Origin of the sequence: Vibrio sp. S234-5 (assembly GCF_000960595.1) — a bacterium.
Lineage (GTDB): Bacteria > Pseudomonadota > Gammaproteobacteria > Enterobacterales > Vibrionaceae > Vibrio.
Genome location: NZ_JZAM01000362.1, coordinates 187,320 through 206,255, shown reverse-complemented (window position 1 = coordinate 206,255; position 18,936 = coordinate 187,320). Strand labels below are relative to the sequence as shown.

The window sequence follows — 18,936 nt, the reverse complement described above, 5'->3', positions numbered from 1 at the left end:
CATAACAATGAGCTATTGTTCACAATTTTAAGAATGGGATGAATTGTTATTACATGATTTTCTAATCTATATCTCATAATCTCAGCCAATATATCGATAACTTTAGCCATGAATCGATCTCTAAACGGAGTTTATATGAGAGAAGTTGAATTCAGAACCATTGATCGCTTGTTTATCAAGATGTCCATCAATGACAAAATCTGGGTAATTTTCGCGCTGTTTATTGTTGCATTATCCGCCGTTGCGGGTAACCACTATTTAACCAGCTTAGAGCACATAGAAAGCAAAGCAAAATTGGCGGCTGAATCCCAACTTAAAGGGATACTCGCCACCAATGATACCAACGTGACCCTCGCGCAAAATGGGGTATCGCGAGTTAGTAGCGCCCAAGCGGCTGTTTACCAAGACGGCGTAACACGTGTCGTGCAGCAAGGTCGCGATGGGCAATACTATCAACTGACGATCAATAGCAAAAACGCAGACAATACTCAGCGCTCTTCTGCTCTCACGACATTTTTGCTGAGCTACCTGTGGGCGATTCCATTTGCCATTTTCTGCTATTGGGTAGCAACCTTCTTGGGCGGGGCTTTGTGGGTGCTCTACACCACCACACAAAAAATTGCTGAAGGTGACCTCACCTCTCGTTTGGGCTTTCACCCCGGTCGAGATGAGTTCGGCACTATAGGTTGTGCTCTCGATAAAGCGATGGATACCCTGACTCAGCTGGTAAAAAGTGTCAAGCAAAACGCCACCACTCTTAGTGAAACCAGTGCCTCGTTTGAAAGTGAGATGAAGCAAAGTGGCGTACAAATTAATAACCAGTACTCCTCTCTCGATTCCGTTGCCACCGCCATGGAGGAGATGACCGCTTCAGCGAAAGAAGTGTCAAACATTTCCCAGCAAGCCACGCACCAAACTGAGTTGGATGCCCAACACATCGAAGGTAGCCATAAACGCGTTCAATCTGCAATTGCTGAAATCGAAAGGTTGTCTGGCTATATTGAAAAAGCGTCGACATCGGTCTCCACGCTCAACGAGAACACCACGCAGATTAACGAGGTGATCACCACCATCAACGCCATTTCAGAACAGACCAACTTGCTGGCACTGAACGCTGCGATTGAGGCGGCCCGCGCGGGTGAACAAGGTCGAGGTTTTGCGGTCGTAGCAGACGAAGTTCGCACTCTCGCCAGTCGCACTCAAGCAGCCACGGTTGAGATTCAAGCGATGATTGAAAAACTGCAGACAGAGAGCCAGAACATTGCTTCGATCACCGCGCAGACAGTAAACCAAGCGAAAACCAGTAGTGGCTTGATTGCCGATATTGGCTCAGATGTGCAAGCCATCGCCAGTTCTGCACGTTCTTTGATGGACATGAGTATTCAAATCTCGACCTCAGCGGAAGAGCAAAGTGCGGTTGCTAACGACATCGCCGCTGAACTCAGTGATATCCGTACGCAGTCAAACGCGATTCGTCGGTTTGCTGAACAGTCTTCTCTGGGGGTTGCTAATCTGACCAAAGCCTCACTTTCATTATCACAAATATTGAAACAGTATCGTACCCAATAAGCCGGTTCAGTATAAATGGCACGAAAAAAGCTCCCTAGGGAGCTTTTTATTTATTGGGGAGATTTCACTGAAAAGACGTTCAAATACTCACTAAGTTGTATAATTAGCATGAAGCTCGTCTCAAGTTTTTGTTAATTCGCATGAAAAAGTGTCGTGAAGTTAAACATTTGACCTATCCTATCGATGCCAATTTTTTTGCTGCTGGTGACTAAAAATGACAACTTACAAATATATAAACACAACCGATGAGATCCTCTGCCCTCTCTGCCAGAACGATGAATACATGCTGTCATCGGACGGAGAGAAATTTACCTGTGCCGCCTGCGGGTTTCACACTAAAAACTTCAGCGCCGTTCAATCGGCACAAGGAATACCTGCTTATCATCGTAAACCCGTGCACATACACAACATCAGTACTGCTTGTCACTGATCTTGTTCGTATCTGCGACTAACGCTATCAACTCCTCCAGATGCTCAATTTTCGTTACCCGAGCATCTTGGATTTGATTTGGTTGAAAACCATTGGCCAAATAATATGTCCGAATCCCCGCACTTAAACCGGCTTTCACTCCTTTCGCCGTATCATCAACATAAATACATTCTTCGGGTAAAAAGCCCATATTGAAAGCGCTGTACATCACCAGATCCGGATCTGGCTTCCAGCTATTGGCATCAAATGCCGAGAAAATGCGCCCATGAAAACGTTCTAGTAAGCCTGTGAGCTGCAAAGAATACTCAATCTTGTCTTTAGGGCCATTCGAGATCACGCAGTACTCAATCCCCATTCCCGTAAGAAAATCAAGCAGCGCAACCGCCCCCGACATGGCCTTTAGATGGCGATAAAACAATTTATTGACTTCACTACGATAGAGCGGTTCTAGGACATCTAACGACACATTTAAGCCAAACAAGGATCTGGCGTCGTCGAGAATGTCCGCCAGTTTGCCCCCTTTAAATTGTGCGATCACTTTCTCAAGCGGTACATCAACATTAAAACGAGCAAAGACACGTACGAGCGCCTGGCAACAGAGTGTTTCACTGTCAACCAAGGTGCCATCACAATCAAAAATTACGCACCGGATTGGACTCATCGCCATCGTGCCCTCTCTTATCCCAGCCAAATTTGAATATTTTTGTCGCCATGATGGCAACTTAGGTATTCACTATAAGACGCGGTAATGAAGAGAAAAGGACACGCTCAGCAAAAGACGACAATGACTCGATTTAATTTGCCAATATTTAGGAGAGATCACCTATTTATTGGCACAAGCCAAGAATTTGCATGCTCTGCTTCCTGATGCAGATAGCGAGTTGTTGTTAAGAAAAGAGATCGAAAACTATTTGTTAATCAGTCACAAAGTTCACATTACCCCTTACTGATCGCTAGGAGCCAGAAACGCGATCAAACCTCGAGCAAAATTGGCGTTGGAACAGGGCTTTCCTTCTGCACGGTCACGATAAGATCTGCGACATATTTTTCTATCTCTTCCAACCTTGTTTTGTCTCGATAAATGACATCGGAGACCAGAAGCTGGTCGTCGCCATATGTCAACATGGCCGCCCCTACTGGCTCGCCAGCTGAAAAACTGACATAAAGCGCATGCTCTGGAGCAAGAATAATCTGGGTGAGAAACTCCACAATCAATGCTTGTTCCGCTTCACTTGTCCAACGCTTTGATTGCATTATGGAAAACAGAATGGTTAAACGGTGGAAATCGACCAGAAAATGTTCCAGTTCGTCACTGCTTCTGCCTGCTGAGCAGCTTAGCGGTAACAAAGTGCGCTCACTTAATGAGCGCTGATAAAGCGCCAGCCCTTCCAGGCTTTCTTTGGTTGGAAATTCACAGTCCACCTGGTTGTGGAGCCATTGATTCTTTATCTCAACCAGCGGCGATTCAATATGCATTAATTAATCCCAAATATCGCAAATTTTCGGAGTACAGATAGTAGACTTCGGCGAAGCAGTACAGCCAGCCAGCAACCCCAGCGTGATCACAACGACAATTAGTTTAGCTTTCATAACTGGTTCCCTTGGTGTTTTATGTTTCCCAGCAAGCTTTATACCATACCACGCACTATAGCCGCTGTTCTAACAAAAAATGGTCACTCCACAGCGTGAAAGACACCGCTGCACTTTTGCTGGCAACTTGGGAATAAACGCAAAAGCTGCTAAGGTAGCTAGGTTTACATTGGCTCGGTCAATAGGAAAAAGTATATGAAAACAAAGATGTTAGCCCTGCTGCTTTGTGCAACGCCACTGCTTTACGGTTGCGGTAGCGACGAAGTCGGTGATGTCTCTTTAGGCTTGTTTACCATGAAAGACATCAAACTTAATACGCTGGTGGATCCTTTGGTTCCCGGCGTAACCTGCCATATTGCGAGTATTGAGGCGGATTTTAGCTTGGCTGATCCCAGTGATAGCTCGATCGCATGCCGCCAAACTGGGGAAATCACCCCTGAGATGATCGCCGCCATCGACATATCCGATTCGGGCGAGGTGGTGTTTAAGAAATCAAAAAGTGTCTTTTTTAAGTCGATGAAGATTCGCCGCATCTTTGATGCAAAAAATCAGACATTAATGTACGTCTCCTATTCCACCAAAGAGACTTCCGGCAGCTTCAAGCACAGCTTATCAACGGTCCCACTTTGGGGAACAAAAGCTTATCAAGAGCCTGCAACTTCGACAAACAACCAATAACCCGAACTTCTGCTGTTCATTTCTTCATCGGCTAGGGTGAGTTGTAACAAAAAGGCGCTTGATTACAAAAAAATGTGATATCATGCGCCTCCTTTTTTTCTCAGTCATTAACTAGCATGAAGTTTCCTGGTCAGCGTAAATCTAAACATTACTTCCCCACGAACGATCGAGATCCTCTGGTCAACGAACTAAAGACCGCACCCAAAATGTTTCGCCCAACTGTGGTTGGCGTTGGACAAACTATCGTCGATATCGAAGCGCGTGTGGACGACGATTTCTTAGCCAAATACGAACTGAGCAAAGGACACTCGCTGGTTCTTGAAGAGAGCAAAGCGGATGCGCTGTACGATGAGTTGGTTGAATGCGGTTTAATCACCCATCAGTACCCAGGCGACACCATTGGTAACACGCTGCACAATTACTCCGTGCTGGCTGACAGCAAATCGGTGCTGTTGGGCGTGATGTCCAAGAACATTCAAGTCGGTTCTTACGCCTATCGCTATTTGTGCCGTACGTCGTCACGAATGAACCTCAATCATCTACAAACCGTCGATGGGCCAATTGGCCGCTGCTATACCCTTATTTCTCAAGATGGCGAACGCACTTTTGCTATCAACGAAGGCCACATGAACCAGTTGGCGCCAGAGAGCATTCCTGAAGAAGTATTTGAAAAAGCGTCAGCACTGGTCGTCTCCTCTTATTTGATGCGCGGCAAGCCCGAAGATCCGATGCCACAAGCGGTACAAAGAGCAATCGAATATGCGAAAAAGCACCAAGTGCCCGTGGTATTAACACTCGGTACCAAATACGTGATTGAAGGCAATCCACAGTGGTGGCAAGAGTACCTACGTGACAACATTACTGTCGTGGCAATGAATGAGGAAGAAGGCTTTGCGCTGACGGGGGAACGTGACCCGCTACAAGCGGCGGATAAAGCACTGCAGTGGGTCGACTTGGTTCTTTGTACTGCCGGCCCCGATGGTCTCTACATGGCGGGTTACACCGATGAAGATGCCAAACGCGAAACCACGCATGATATTTACCCTGGTAGCATTGAAGGCTTTAATCAATTCGAGTTTAGCCGTGCGATGCGACGCAGTGATTGTAAAGCGCCAATACGTGTTTACTCGCACATTGGTCCTTACCTCGGCGGGCCAGCGGAGATCAAAAATACCAATGGTGCTGGAGATGGCGCGCTCTCTGCTTTACTGCATGATATGGCAGCCAACGCCTTTCACCAAAGAAACGTGCCAAACTCGGTGAAACATCAGCATATTTGCCTGACGTATTCTTCCTTGTCACAAATTTGTAAATACGCCAATCGCGTGAGCTATGAAGTGCTTACCCAGCACTCTCCTCGCCTCTCACGTGCCCTTCCTGAGCGGGAAGACAGCTTGGAAGAAGCCTACTGGGATCGCTAGTAGGGACATTGAGCTAGATGGCTGCCAACGGGCAGCCTTTTATTTTTGATCTCAACCAATATTTACCGAAATAATCTAGTTTGCTCCCAATCAGGTTAGATATACTGCTTTACTACCATATTTAGATCCGTATTATTCGAACGCAAACGTTTGCTTTGGCGAAATCAAAAGGTTCAGCATGCTTTCAGATATCGATATTTGTCGCTCCACACCACTCCTTTCCATTGACAAGATTGCTCAGCAGGCCGGTCTGCTGCCAGATGAATTTGAGACTCACGGTAAATACAAAGCGAAAGTATCTGCAAAGTGTGTCTCTCGCTTAGCGGACAAACCCGACGGCAAGCTGATTTTAGTCACGGCTATCACACCAACACCTCTAGGCGAAGGGAAAACGGTCACGACCATTGGTCTTGCGCAGGGTTTACGCGCACTTGAACAGTCTGTCATGGCGTGTATTCGCCAACCTTCCATGGGGCCAGTCTTTGGTGTTAAGGGCGGCGCTGCTGGCGGCGGTTATTCGCAAGTCGCACCGATGGACGAACTCAACTTGCATCTGACCGGGGATATTCATGCGGTCACTGCAGCGCACAATTTAGCCGCCGCCGCCATCGATGCCCGAATCTATCATGAACAACGCGAAGGCTATGCGGCGTTTGAAGCTCGTACGGGCTTAACGGCACTGCGCATTGACCCGCATCGGGTGGTGTGGAAGCGCGTGATGGATCACAACGATCGTGCGCTGCGCAAAGTTCTTGTCGGTTTGAATGACCAGGGCAAAATCATTAATGGGTTTGAACGAGAAGAAGGCTTTGATATTTCTGCGGCGTCAGAGTTGATGGCCATCCTCGCTTTATCCAAGAATTTGCAAGATATGCGTACGCGGATCGGCAAAGTGGTTTTGGCGTACGATCTCGATGGCGCACCAGTGAGTGCCGAGCAGCTGCAAGTGGCCGGAGCGATGACGGTCACCTTAAAAGAGGCGATCAAGCCAACGTTAATGCAGACTCTTGAGGGAGTGCCTACACTGATCCATTCAGGCCCGTTTGCTAATATCGCACATGGTAACTCCTCGATAATTGCTGATGAGATCGCGTTAAAACTCTCCAGTTACGTTGTCACCGAGGCAGGATTCGGTTCTGACATGGGGCTTGAGAAAGCGTGCAATATCAAGTCGTCCACTTCTCACAAAGCGCCAGACTGTGTGGTGATTGTCGCCACGTTAAGAGGTTTGAAAGCCAACTCAGGATTATACGATTTGCGGCCGGGCATGCCTTTACCAGATTCCCTCTTTTCCTGTGACGCCAAAGCGCTCGAATCCGGTTTCAGCAACCTTAAATGGCACATAGACAATGTGCAAAAATATGGCTTACCTGTGGTGGTCGCGATTAACCGCTTTCCACAAGACAGTGACGAAGAGCTTTCACAGCTTGTCGAATGGGTACAGAAATTATCTCTGAATTTACGAGTAGCGGTGAGTGATGGTTTTGCCAACGGTGGCAAAGGAATGGAAGCCGTCGCACGTGAAGTCATTGAAGCGTGTGCAGAACAGGCTGATTTTCGCTCGCTTTATCAGCCTCAGCAAAGTTTGCAAGAGAAAATCACGACCGTATGTCGCAAAGGGTATGGCTGCGGCGAGGTGGAGTTCACTCCCTTGGCGCAGCAGCAACTGTCTCTGTACCAAGAACTTGGCTTTGGCGAGCTCGCGGTTTGTATGGCGAAGACGCCGCTCTCCATATCTTCCGACTCATCATTGAAAGGCGCACCCAGTGGCTTTCCCATCACCATCCGTGAAGTGAAGCTCTGCGCTGGTGCGGGTTTCGTCTATGCGCTGACTGGCAATGTAATGACCATGCCAGGGTTGCCAGACAAACCTGCGTTTATGCAGTTGGATATCAATGAGAATGGGGAGATTGTCGGCTTAAGTTAAGCTCACCGGACAAATACCTAAACTAACGCATTTACAGTGTAAATAGGCACCAAGTTGGCTTGGCGCCTATTTAACATTTGCCAGTTTAATTTAAATATCAGTAAGTTACTCGGCGTTTGTATTAGTTTGAAACGCTTGAACATCCACGTTTCTATCTGGCCAATCATCAACAAACTCGCGCTCGTGAGAAACCACAATCACCGCTCCTGAGTATTCGATCAACGCCTGCTTTAGTGCCGATTTAACATTGATATCCAAATGAGTGGTGGGTTCATCCAACACCAATAAATGCGTCGGTTGTAGTGCGAGGCAACACAGTTTCACTTGGGTTTGCTCGCCGCCACTTAGCGACTGCACCGCTTGTAATGCTAATTTACCGCTAAGGCCAAATCGAATCGATACGTCAATCAAACCGGCTATTTTATTGCCTTTCCACTGGTCAACAAAAACGACCCGATGCCCATTTATCGTGCAAAAACACTCAATGAATGCATGTTTTTTGTGCAGAATCATAGATTATCTAACAAAAAAATGAGCTTTTTAGGGCGATTAAATTGTGGCGTAATTCTTGTACTAATCTGATTAGGGATGCACTAATTCAGGGAGAAAATATATGCAAGATATCCTCGCTGTGATACTTGCCGGCGGTGTGGGATCGCGTTTGAGTCCGTTAACCGACAACCGAGCCAAACCAGCCGTACCATTTGGTGGAAAATATCGCATCATTGATTTTACGTTGACCAACTGCCTTCATTCCGGTCTGCGTAAGATTCTGGTGCTGACGCAGTACAAGTCTCACTCGTTACATAAACATTTGCGCGACGGCTGGTCGATTTTTAATCCCGAACTCGGGGAATACATCACGGCCGTACCACCACAAATGCGCAAAGGCGGCAAATGGTATGAAGGCACTGCCGATGCGATTTATCACAACCTTTGGTTGCTAAACCGTAATGACGCAAAGCATGTTGTTGTGCTTTCAGGCGATCACATCTACCGAATGGACTATGCCGCGATGGTTGAAGAACATTTGGCCAATCAAGCCAAGTTAACCGTTGCCTGTATGGATGTTGCCTGTAACGAAGCGTCCGCGTTTGGTGTTATGGGGGTTGATGATCAAAACCGTGTTCACTCATTTATTGAAAAGCCAGAAAATCCACCACATATACCGGGCAATGAAAGTCGCAGCCTAGTGTCAATGGGCATCTACGTATTTGAAATGGAAACGCTAAAAAGTGTTCTGTTGCAGGATGCTGAGAATGAACAATCCTCGCATGACTTTGGTAAGGACATCATTCCTAAACTGATTGAAACCGAAGGGGTTTATGCGTATCAGTTTTGCGGAGCAAAAGGACGTGTGGATCGTGACTGCTACTGGCGAGATGTCGGGACCATTGACTCTTTCTATCAAGCGAATATGGACTTGTTAGAGCCTATCCCGCCAATGAATCTTTATCAGAAAAACTGGGCGATAAGAACCTACGAACCGCAGTTCCCCCCTGCACGTACGGTCTCTTCGGGCACAGGCAATGAAGGGATATTTATCAACTCGATCATTGCCAACGGCGTGATTAACTCAGGTGGCTCAGTTCAGCACTCGATAGTCTCTTCCAACGTGCGCATCAACGACGGTGCCACTGTGGTTGACAGCATTATTTTTGATGCGGTCGAAGTTGGCGAAGGATGCCAACTGGTCAACTGCATTATCGACAAACATGTGAAAATTCCCCCCTACACTCAGATAGGTATCAACCGCTTCGAAGACGCCAAACGATTTAAAATTTCAGAAAGTGGTGTCGTCGTGGTTCCAGAGAGCTATCAATTTTAACCTCCCTCCTACTGGTATTAAAAACCCCCGTCTGACATTCAGACGGGGGTTTGCCTTTTGGGGCTATTGATAACTGGTTATGGACACGTTACTTCATCCCAGAACCAGTTCGATTGTGTTGGTGACTCCCACACGCCCGGGTTGTTTTTCGCCACGAAGCACTTCCCGTTATAGATGACGGTATCGCCGCTTTTCGCTTGCGTTACCCCCGGTTGCCATTGAATGACCTCACCCGATCCTGTGTTTCCACCAGTATCGCCGCCCGTGTCACCGCCTGTGTTGCCACTGCTAAGATCCGCGACAGGTAAATCTGGCTGCTCAAATTTGAACGCGTAGTCGACACCGTTGATGCTCACACTGTAATTCGCCGGTCCAGAAATCGGCAGATAGTAGACCATGTCCAGTTCATAGGTTCCGCCCGCTGGCAACTCTTTCCAAGCCGGAAGAGAGAACGCCACACGGTGCATCACACCATCCAGACCGCCGATATTGTTTGCGCGAGTATGACCAGAGGCAATCACTTTCAAACCGCCACCAGACTGATCTTTTGCGTTATCCGGCGCGGAAACAGGAATGTCAAATTGGAACTCCGTTCCACCGGGTATCGCGGTGCCAGTGTTGTTGGTAAAGGTCACTTTCGGGTTAATTGGGTAGTTTTGATCGCCGACTTTAAAGCCACCCACAGAAACCGCGATATCCACTGTTTGCGCGGGAACTGCACTGGTTGCGACCGCATTGCCGTAAAGCGTTGCTGACTTAAACTTATCGTAAATCGCTTTGGTCATGGTATTACCCATGTGGTATTCACCGTTGCCTGAGGCACAAGCTTGTTCCGTCTCGTCGATCGTGGTGCGCTTACCGTTTTCATCAAGCACATAACAGCTGTAGTCGCCCGCCAGTTCCCAGAACATAATGCCGCCAATCTCTTTGTCGATCACGTAATCCGCTTTGACATTAATCGAGGCTTTATCTTCCGTAGAGAGGAAGACCGATTTTTCCGCGTTCCACAACCATGGCGCGACTGCGACACTGTCATAGTGGCGGACATAGTTGCCGATCAGCTTGTCTTGTGGATCAGTGATAGGGTCAAGCTGATAGGCAGACGCGTACGAGCCGAAAATGCCATTCTCTAGGTTTTTCGCGTGCCACATTGGGTTGGAACCTGCCCCCATCTCATCACCAGCGGCGTTGACATCATGCCACATGTTATCGATACCGGTTGCACCATAGCCACAGTTGTTCTTCTCACCTTCGCCTGTTCCCGGCGCACATTCAGACTGATTTGGCAACGCTGCACGCCCCCACAGACCGTTGGTTCCGCCCTTCACACCTTGCCAGCCGCGCGTGTAGTACGGCACACCAATGTTAATGCGTCCTGCTGGCATGGAGCCGCGGAAGTAGTGGTAAGCCCAGTCAGTGTTGAGGTACCCAATACCGCCGTACTGCGCCGTGCCATACACATTCCACTGCGCCAACTCAGAGTCTTCGCCTGTGTCGAACAGCGCCGCGTTGTGACCAACGTGATCGTTCCACGCACCATGCAAGTCGTAAGACATGATGTTGACGTAATCGAGATACTTGGTGACATCGAACGTTTCCATACCGCGCAGCAGATAACCCGATGAAGGTGCCGCGATGGTCAACATGTAGTGGTGACCATCTTGCGCCGAGGCTTGATCGAGTTTTTCACGTAGAACACGCATCAACTCTTGGTAAGAGGCCCAGAGATACTTACGACGGGGTTCCATAAAGGCTTTATCGTCTGGGTTCCCCGCGCCAGCCATAGAGGTTGGGTATTCGTAATCGATGTCCACACCATCAAATTTGTACTTGCGGATCATGTCGACGGCGGACGCAGCGAATTTCTCGATGCCTGCGTGGTTAATCGAACCATCCGCATTCGTCGTCATGCTGTAGAAACCGCCATCGGCCACACGGCTGCCATCTTCAGCAAAGTGACCGCCTGTCTCGGCCCAACCACCAATCGAAATCAGCGTCTTAACACCATATTTCTGTTTGTAGGTAGCCAACGCACCAAAATGGCCTTTAAAGCCCAAGGTTGGATCAATTTCGACGCCCGGCCACTCTTTGCCCACCGCCGCATTATTGGGATCATTGACGTTACCAACGTTGACTTTGCCATCAGAGCCAATGCTGACAAACGCATAGTTGATGTGTGTCAGTTGTTCCCACGGAATGTCTTTGACCAGATAAGCGGCTTGCGGATCGTCGCCACTACGCCAACTGGTGAAGTAACCAATCACACGGCGAGGATGATCAGCGCCCATTTTTTCGCGGCCTTCCTCGTCATACACAGTACAGTAAGGCACGTTAACGCCCTCGGTCTGGTACAAACCATCCGGACGACAAGATGCCACGGTCGCCGCACCGTTTACTTTGAGCGTTTGCGCCACAGAGTCAGTCGTTGCGCCAAGATTATCGGTCGCACGAGCGAACACAGACAGGGATCCCGCTTGAGTAGTGGTGTAGTCGAGAGAATAAGGAGCGGTCGCCGCCGTACCGACCAGCACGCCGCCAACAAAAAAGTCAACTTTCTCAACCGTACCATCGCTGTCTGCGGCATTTGACGTTAAGGTCACCACAGCACCTTGCTCAACTGTCGTTGCAGACAGAGCCAGATCGACCGTTGGCGCATTGTTGCCCGGTTGCGCCGATTCGACCGTCAACGTAACTTTGCTTGGCTGGCTAGCGGCGCCTTTATCGTCATAAGCGACTGAGCTGAACGTGTGTGAGCCAGCTGTCGCCGTCCAGGTTGCAGAGAAAGGTGCTGAGCTGTCTTGACCAACAACCACTCCGTCGACGAAAAATGCCACTTTTGCCACCAAGCCATCTTGATCTGCTGCGTTGGCTGACAATACAACCACATCACCCTCTTTCACCACATCAGTAGAGAGTGGTGAGGTCAATGAGGTCGTTGGAGCTTGATTTACGGGATCCACCGGGCCACCATCACATGCGCCCAGCGCTTTCCATTGCGCCCAATCACCCGAAAATTCGGCAGGATTATTATTTTGTGTCCAGTAACGGGCCTCGTAAGCTTGCCCTTGGTGCTGTACTTTATCGCCTCCGGTATAAACCGTTGCAGAGTTCCATTCTTGCAATGGCGAGCAGTCAATGGCGGCGTAACTGTTGAAGGCCATCAAACATGACGCCGTGAGGGTACTGAGTGTAAAGACACTCTTGGCGGCTTTTCCATTCTTTAAGCGCATACTTGCTTTTCCTTAAGTGATTGTTTCAACGTGAATCTGTCAGCGAATTTTCGTTTCGGCGACTTATGTTTCATCGTGAAATAACTTAAGTACAAGATGGAATTTTCACACCTACCAATTGCGATATTTATAAATTCACTCGCAAGAAAGGAGTGCAAACGTGCAACGGGATCGATCTTATTTTGCACCGACAACTAATTTCTGATTAATTTCGCATACTTAAATAATCTGGAAAAATCGTTCCAAAAACGCGCTTTTGAGTATATCTCTCTGTGATAAAGCTCATTGCTAAAAGATTATTGCGCAATCTGTTTTATAATCGCTGTACAATAGATAAAACGTGGTCATAGGGATGACATATTTCTATGCAGTTGCACTGCCACTCGGCGTTTCATTGAAGTGTCTTTTGTATTCGCGGCTAAATTGAGAAGTGCTGGTGTAGCCGACCATTCTCGCCGCATCGTTGACCCGACGCCCTTCAAGTTTGATCAGTTCACGCGCCTTATTGAGCCGCACCTTTTTGATGTACTGGATCGGCGACTCCAAAGTAACGGAGCGAAAGGCGTTATGGAAGGCAGAAACGCTCATGTTGGCTTCGGCCGCCAAACCTTGCACCGTCATCGCGTTGGGATAATCCTGATGTACTTTTTCCAGCACACGGGCAATTTTTGAGTAGAAGCCCTCTTTTTGAGCCAGTTCAAACAACACGTACCCTTCTTGGCTAAGCAATGCGCGGAACACGATTTCTTCGAGCAAAGATTCACCGAGCATTTCACTTTCAACATCATCACACAGTGCGCGCATCAAACGTTTGCAGGCATCCAGCATCAAGTCATCCATCTTAACTGACTTTAAACCGCAAGCTTCTTGATTCACAGGTACGCCAGTACGGTAGTTGAGGCTTTCCAATTTATGCACCATTTTTTGCAGCAAGGGCAAAGGAATATCGACCGATATGCCCAGCAGTGGTTGATGCTCGGAAGCAAACGCCTCACACTCCAAAGGCATCGGCACGCCCACCACTAGATAGTCATTCGGGCCGTAGCAAACTGGCGTATCACTAATGTGGATATTTTTACATCCCTGACCAAGCACTATGATTCCTGACTGATAAACAAATGGCTGGCGCGAATTTCCTCGGCTACTGCGATAAAACCACACGCCGGGGATTGGCGTCTGTGTGATCCCTTCCAAGGCGCTTAATCCACGGCAATCTACATAGCGCTGCATTATCTCTGCCAGAGTTTCCATTTATCCCCCACACAATTTTTGTAGTAATAGGCAAAATAATTCGAGTTTTAGGCCTGCAAACATCCAACATTCTGGACTATTATGCAACAACAAAAGCAAGACAAGTCAAACCAAGCAAGAGGTGAAGCATGAAGTTTTCTTACTCCAACCCAACTCAGATCTTTTTTGGTCAGGGGCAAATTAGCGCCATTACTCGCGCCTTGGATCCGCAAGCGAAAGTTCTGGTTATCTACGGTGGCGGTTCCATTAAGAAAAACGGCGTTTATGACCAAGTGGCCAGTGCTCTAGAAGGATTTGACTGGGTGGAATTCTCTGGTGTTGAGCCCAATCCGACCAAGGAAACCTTGGACAAAGCGGTCCACATCGTGAAACAGCAGCAGATCAACTTTATTCTGGCCGTGGGCGGTGGTTCGGTGATTGACGGTTCGAAATACGTGGCAGCGGCGGCGAAATACGATGGCGATGGCTGGGACATCTTGACGGGCAAGCACCATGTCACCAGTGCAACACCACTGGGCGCGGTACTGACGTTGCCTGCAACGGGCTCTGAGTCCAACTCCGGCGCGGTGATCACCAAAGCAGAAACACAAGACAAGCTGGCTTTCCTTAGCCCCTACGTGCAGCCTAAGTTTGCGGTAATGGACCCGGATGTGATGAAAACGCTGCCTGAAAAGCAGCTCCTGAACGGCATTGTCGATGCGTGGGTACACGTGTGTGAGCAGTACATCACTCGTCCAACCGGAGCAATGGTGCAAGACGCTTACGCTGAAGCGCTTCTCAAAACATTGAAAAAGCTTGGCGAGCGTTTTGCTGATCGCGACAGTGACGAATGGCGCGCCAACCTGATGTGGGCCGCCAACCAAGCTCTGAACGGTTTGATTGGCAGTGGTGTGCCACAGGATTGGGCAACGCACATGATTGGCCATGAACTAACAGCGCTGTGGCATGTTGACCACGCTCGTTCTCTGGCCATCGTTCAGCCTTCTCTGCTACGTAACCAGATCGAGTTCAAACGCGCGAAACTGGAACAGATGGGTCGTGAAGTGTTTGCCTTGCAAGGTAATGAACAGTTGGCAGAGCGTACCATCGATGCCATTGAAGCCTTCTACCACAGCATGGGCGTTGCCACTCAACTTACCGAACATGGCGACGACAAAGAAGCTGCGATTGATGCGGTGATCAGCCAACTGAACAACCACGGCATGGTGGCGTTAACTGAGAACCAATCAGTGACGCCAACCGAAGTAAAACAGATCCTATCGACGGCGATTGCTTAACATCTAGATAAGCAGGTTATTCGCGGGTTTAGTCGCCATTAAGACATCTAAGCGGTACCGATAAAGGTGCCGCTTTGCAGCGTAGTTTATTTGTGTAATGTGAAAGTGCAAAATCTTCTAGCGAGACTTGTAGTTCTCTTTATCGATGTCGTGTTTTTTCATCCGCAGATAGAGTTTCTTACGCGGGATCTGCAAATAGCTAGCCGCATCGGCCACTTTTCCGGCATGCAGAAAAAGTGCATCTTCGATAATCTGCTTTTCAAAATCATCCACCAGTGTATCAAGTGGTGATTGCAGCTCATTTTGACTAACCAACCGTTCCTTTCCTGTCAGTTTAACAATACCAATCGCGTATAATTCCGCGACATTGCGCAGCTCACGCACATTGCCCGGCCACAGATGTGAACGGAGTAAAGCGAGATAACTGGAATCCACTGCAGGCAATGCTTTGCCTAGTTTCTGGCAACTCTGTTTAAGGAAATGGTGAAACAGTGCCGCAATATCGTCCGGTCGTTGCCTTAAACTGGGTAGCTGAATCATGCCTTGATTAAGCACATAGTAGAGCTCTGGCAACAGTTGGCCCGAGGACATTAAAAGGTCTGGGCTTTCGTCAAACACGCTGATCACCCGGACCTTCTTCCCCTGGTTTCGCTCCTGCTCTAACAATAATTGCACCCATTCGCGTTGGGTGGATTCGCTGAGCGCCGATACGTTTTCGACAACCAAAGTCCTGAGCATCGTACTTTTTAGATGCTCCACAAGGCTATCACCGCTTGTTTGCTGAGTGACATACCACGCTTCAATTGATGCTCTATCATCGCTTTTTCCGCCCATTTCATGCACTAGATGGGCGATATTATGCCGACCTGATCCCGATTCTCCACAAATCACCAAATTGATATTAAGCAGAGCAAAACGCGCAACATACTGACGAATTTGCTCTATCTGTGCTGATTTTCCAATGAGTGCTTTGCCTATCGATTGCTTCACTCGCTTGTTTTGTTCACAATAAACGTGACGCTGCTGCACATACTCTCGGACTTTGGCCAACAGTTGCGGTGGCGAAATGGGTTTTTCAAAAAACTCACAGGCACCTTTTTTCAATGCATCAACCGCTAAAGGAATGTCCCCATGTCCGGTGATGACGATAACTGGGATTTGTTCGTCAAAGCTTTTGATTTTACTAAGTAACTCCATACCATGCATTTGTGGCATGTACATATCAAGCAAAACAACTCCCGGCCAGTCTAATTGCAATAACTCACACACCCGTGTTGGATCGCTTACCAACTTAGCGGTGAGTCCAGAAATCGACATGAGATGGGCGTAAGACTCAAGAACGTCTTGATCATCATCCACCAGCAGTACATCACAATGATTAATGCTCATAGGGCAGATCCAATACCACCATTGCACCGCCACTCAGCGCTGACGCTAAGTAAATGTCACCTTTATGTTTTTTTACAATCGATTGGCAGATATTCATCCCTAACCCCAAACCTATCTCTTTCGTGGTAGTAAATGGTGTAAATAGTTTGTCAACAATACCGATGTCAAATCCCGCCCCATTATCGGCCACGGCAATCATGTGTCTTGTCCGCGTAGTATGCAAATGCAACAAAGTCACGCAGCGTTGTCTCTGTTGCTCACTCAATGCATCGCAGCTATTGACGAGTAAATTGATAAACACTTGTTCAAGTTCAACGCTGTTTCCCCACACGCACAACTCATTGGGGATGCCATTCGAAATTGAAACCTGTTGCCGTTTCGCTTTCGAGCTAATCAAAAGAATCGCATGTTCAATCACATCGTGCAGATTATTCAATGTCTCAGGCTGTGCAGTGTCCGTTTTGCGGGCGAAATGACGTAAACCATTGATTATTTTGCTCATTCTTTCTTTTAAACTCTCAATATAATGGAGAGAATCCGCGACCTGCTGTGGCTGCGACTGCTGATTGAACATCGAAGCACTGTAGAGATAGGTAGACATCGCATTCAATGGCTGATTTAACTCGTGGGCTAAACTGGTCATCGCCTGCCCGACTACGGCCATTTTGGCCGCTTGAATTAACTCCGATTGTGTTTTTTGCAAATGCCGCTCTGCCCGTTGCCGCTCCTCAACTTGCAGTTTTAGTTCCGCATTTCGCTCGATCAGATCGCGTGTTTTCTCGGCAACTCTTTGCTCTAATGTGCGGTTAGCAAGCATCTGTTCAGTCACATCGTTAATGGTGACGATCACTTTTTCACTATGCCCATGGGTGAAAAGGCTGAACTCACAATGTAGATACTGAGTTTGGTGGTTGAGGTCAAACAGTACCGTCAGTTCAATGTGGCAATGGCTCATTAACTCCGATTCCCGGAAAAAAAGCGCTTGCAGCGCCTCCGTACAGCCGCTTGGAAACACCGCCCAAAGGGGTTGCGCCGTAATGGTATCATCTAGTTGCAACAGACGACGTGCGCTGACATTCGCCGACTCCACTGCGCCATAGAGATCGGTGGTGATCAAACTGGCGCTGGTGTTATTGATTAAGCTGAGTGCGTTGGTACGCTGCATCTCTTTCACCTTGTCACCATATTCGATCAGCTTAGCACTCAGGCGGCCGATTTCATCCCTTCCATCCACCACAATCGGATGGTGCAAATCGTCATTGATAATAGCATCGATACTGCTGCTTAAACTCAGCAATCGCACCACAATCCGTCGATGAATAAAATAATATGCAAGCAAAAGACTAGTCAGGATCGAGATAGTGAAACAGGCAATCAACACCTGATTACCGTATTTCACTACTTTAGTGGTTTCTGATTTGACCGTATGAAAAGCCGCATCCGCCTCCGCGACCATCGCACCGATCTGCTTGTGAATATCCGCAATCACTTGCTCTATCTCTCTCTGCTGCTCCGTAATTTGGCCGTTTAACGCCACATTATCTAGTAGCTGTAAATGAAGTGACCCTCGATGCCGTAAAAGTGTGTTGAGTTCATTGAGAAGTTGCTGAAATGCAATAGAAGAAGACCAATCCAGAAGCGGTTGACTGATCTGAAACAGCTCTTCGCTGCGATATTGGATCACCTTCATTCCATTATTTACATGACCAAGTTGAGACGCACCAGTCACATCCAGCACTAAGTCATAAACGTTCGTTTCAAGGTCCATCACTTGCTGAATGCTATTGAGTTGAGTTAGGAGATCTCGTACTTGCTCTTGTTTTGTATTGCGCGAGATCTGCCAGTCTACTTCTTGGCGTAGTGGCATTAATTCCGTGCGAATATCTATGTGAATCCAGTCGAGCTGTTCTTGCAATAAGTCAATTTGCCTTTGCGAGTCAATGCGTAATGAGATCAAAGCAGCATATTTTTGTGTCGCTGCCGTTAGCTGCTGGTAAGAGTCTTCCAAGCGATCCAATTGCGTATTTTGAAGCGGTTGTTGTGTTTGTAACTGGCCTACAATGCTTTGTGTTTGCGCCAGTTGTGATATCAACGCCTGAAGCTGGTTGTCTAAATCGACCTTGCTGTTCACGCGACGAATCTGTTCAATTCGCCGCCGAGCTTCACTGCTACGGCTCTCTAACAGGTAGCTGGCGTTGTAACGCGGAACATTCTCATGCAAAAGGCGGCTAACCCTAGAGTCGAGCCCACTCCAAGTTGTCCAAGCGATCAGGCAGACTACGGTCAATAAAAGCGTGCTGCTAGCAAATGCCATGACGAGTTTGATGCCAATGGTGTTCATTTTGC

Annotated in this window: 13 protein-coding genes; 6 read left to right on the top strand and 7 right to left on the bottom strand. The window is 48.0% G+C overall.

Annotated features, from left to right (window positions below; all coding sequences use genetic code 11):
* Nucleotides 1–135 precede the first annotated feature (135 nt).
* Complete coding sequence (locus tag UF06_RS21205) at nt 136–1,569, top strand: methyl-accepting chemotaxis protein (protein ID WP_045572216.1); 1,434 nt, start codon at nt 136–138, stop codon at nt 1,567–1,569.
* A 410-nt stretch (nt 1,570–1,979) separates the two neighbouring features.
* On the opposite strand, the gene UF06_RS21200 is transcribed toward UF06_RS21205, so the two are convergent.
* A complete protein-coding gene (locus tag UF06_RS21200; protein WP_045572215.1) occupies nt 1,980–2,666 on the bottom strand; it encodes an HAD-IA family hydrolase in 687 nt (228 codons plus the stop codon).
* A 305-nt stretch (nt 2,667–2,971) separates the two neighbouring features.
* Nucleotides 2,972–3,475 carry a hypothetical protein gene (locus UF06_RS21195; protein ID WP_045572214.1) on the bottom strand — a complete coding sequence of 168 codons (504 nt, stop codon included), beginning with the start codon at nt 3,473–3,475 and terminating at the stop codon, nt 2,972–2,974.
* A 309-nt stretch (nt 3,476–3,784) separates the two neighbouring features.
* On the opposite strand from UF06_RS21195, the gene UF06_RS21190 reads away from it, so the two are divergent.
* The 3 genes from UF06_RS21190 to UF06_RS21180 all read left to right on the top strand — a co-directional run bounded on the left by UF06_RS21190 (nt 3,785) and on the right by UF06_RS21180 (nt 7,615).
* Entirely contained in the window at nt 3,785–4,267 is a 483-nt protein-coding gene (locus UF06_RS21190; protein ID WP_045572213.1) for a CreA family protein, read from the top strand.
* A gap of 116 nt (nt 4,268–4,383) precedes the next feature.
* Nucleotides 4,384–5,688, top strand: a complete 1,305-nt coding sequence (locus UF06_RS21185) for an inosine/guanosine kinase (protein WP_045572212.1) — start codon at nt 4,384–4,386, stop codon at nt 5,686–5,688.
* 178 nt (nt 5,689–5,866) lie between these two features.
* A complete protein-coding gene (locus tag UF06_RS21180) occupies nt 5,867–7,615 on the top strand; it encodes a formate--tetrahydrofolate ligase (RefSeq protein ID WP_045572211.1) in 1,749 nt (582 codons plus the stop codon).
* A 105-nt stretch (nt 7,616–7,720) separates the two neighbouring features.
* Here UF06_RS21180 and UF06_RS21175 read toward each other — a convergent pair whose 3' ends face one another.
* Nucleotides 7,721–8,128 (bottom strand): ATP-binding cassette domain-containing protein, encoded by a 408-nt coding sequence (locus UF06_RS21175; protein ID WP_045572210.1) that lies wholly within the window; start codon nt 8,126–8,128, stop codon nt 7,721–7,723.
* A gap of 100 nt (nt 8,129–8,228) precedes the next feature.
* Between UF06_RS21175 and glgC the strand changes: the two genes are divergently transcribed.
* Nucleotides 8,229–9,443, top strand: a complete 1,215-nt coding sequence (gene glgC / locus UF06_RS21170) for a glucose-1-phosphate adenylyltransferase (protein WP_045572209.1) — start codon at nt 8,229–8,231, stop codon at nt 9,441–9,443.
* A gap of 77 nt (nt 9,444–9,520) precedes the next feature.
* On the opposite strand, the gene UF06_RS21165 is transcribed toward glgC, so the two are convergent.
* Together UF06_RS21165 and UF06_RS21160 are read right to left on the bottom strand one after the other, a co-directional pair.
* Entirely contained in the window at nt 9,521–12,673 is a 3,153-nt protein-coding gene (locus UF06_RS21165; RefSeq protein ID WP_045572208.1) for a glycosyl hydrolase family 18 protein, read from the bottom strand.
* A gap of 363 nt (nt 12,674–13,036) precedes the next feature.
* Nucleotides 13,037–13,924 carry an AraC family transcriptional regulator N-terminal domain-containing protein gene (locus UF06_RS21160; RefSeq protein ID WP_045572207.1) on the bottom strand — a complete coding sequence of 296 codons (888 nt, stop codon included), beginning with the start codon at nt 13,922–13,924 and terminating at the stop codon, nt 13,037–13,039.
* A gap of 128 nt (nt 13,925–14,052) precedes the next feature.
* On the opposite strand from UF06_RS21160, the gene UF06_RS21155 reads away from it, so the two are divergent.
* Nucleotides 14,053–15,201: an iron-containing alcohol dehydrogenase gene (locus UF06_RS21155; protein ID WP_045572206.1), complete on the top strand. Its 1,149-nt coding sequence runs from the start codon at nt 14,053–14,055 to the stop codon at nt 15,199–15,201.
* 117 nt (nt 15,202–15,318) lie between these two features.
* Here UF06_RS21155 and UF06_RS21150 read toward each other — a convergent pair whose 3' ends face one another.
* Nucleotides 15,319–16,590 carry a sigma-54 dependent transcriptional regulator gene (locus tag UF06_RS21150; protein WP_045572205.1) on the bottom strand — a complete coding sequence of 424 codons (1,272 nt, stop codon included), beginning with the start codon at nt 16,588–16,590 and terminating at the stop codon, nt 15,319–15,321.
* The gene (locus tag UF06_RS21145) at nt 16,580–18,931 is read right to left on the bottom strand and encodes an ATP-binding protein (RefSeq protein WP_171816771.1); all 2,352 of its coding nucleotides are present in this window, start codon (nt 18,929–18,931) and stop codon (nt 16,580–16,582) included. The genes UF06_RS21150 and UF06_RS21145 overlap by 11 nt, the downstream gene beginning before the upstream one ends.
* Nucleotides 18,932–18,936 lie beyond the last annotated feature (5 nt).

Excerpts from the sequence above, each read along its gene's own strand:
- UF06_RS21205 (WP_045572216.1), top strand. The coding sequence starts at position 136 with ATGAGAGAAGTTGAATTCAGAACCATTGATCGCTTGTTTATCAAGATG.
- UF06_RS21200 (WP_045572215.1), bottom strand. The coding sequence starts at position 2,666 with ATGGCGATGAGTCCAATCCGGTGCGTAATTTTTGATTGTGATGGCACC.
- UF06_RS21195 (WP_045572214.1), bottom strand. The coding sequence starts at position 3,475 with ATGCATATTGAATCGCCGCTGGTTGAGATAAAGAATCAATGGCTCCAC.
- UF06_RS21190 (WP_045572213.1), top strand. The coding sequence starts at position 3,785 with ATGAAAACAAAGATGTTAGCCCTGCTGCTTTGTGCAACGCCACTGCTT.
- UF06_RS21185 (WP_045572212.1), top strand. The coding sequence starts at position 4,384 with ATGAAGTTTCCTGGTCAGCGTAAATCTAAACATTACTTCCCCACGAAC.
- UF06_RS21180 (WP_045572211.1), top strand. The coding sequence starts at position 5,867 with ATGCTTTCAGATATCGATATTTGTCGCTCCACACCACTCCTTTCCATT.
- UF06_RS21175 (WP_045572210.1), bottom strand. The coding sequence starts at position 8,128 with ATGATTCTGCACAAAAAACATGCATTCATTGAGTGTTTTTGCACGATA.
- glgC (WP_045572209.1), top strand. The coding sequence starts at position 8,229 with ATGCAAGATATCCTCGCTGTGATACTTGCCGGCGGTGTGGGATCGCGT.
- UF06_RS21165 (WP_045572208.1), bottom strand. The coding sequence starts at position 12,673 with ATGCGCTTAAAGAATGGAAAAGCCGCCAAGAGTGTCTTTACACTCAGT.
- UF06_RS21160 (WP_045572207.1), bottom strand. The coding sequence starts at position 13,924 with ATGGAAACTCTGGCAGAGATAATGCAGCGCTATGTAGATTGCCGTGGA.
- UF06_RS21155 (WP_045572206.1), top strand. The coding sequence starts at position 14,053 with ATGAAGTTTTCTTACTCCAACCCAACTCAGATCTTTTTTGGTCAGGGG.
- UF06_RS21150 (WP_045572205.1), bottom strand. The coding sequence starts at position 16,590 with ATGAGCATTAATCATTGTGATGTACTGCTGGTGGATGATGATCAAGAC.
- UF06_RS21145 (WP_171816771.1), bottom strand. The coding sequence starts at position 18,931 with ATGAACACCATTGGCATCAAACTCGTCATGGCATTTGCTAGCAGCACG.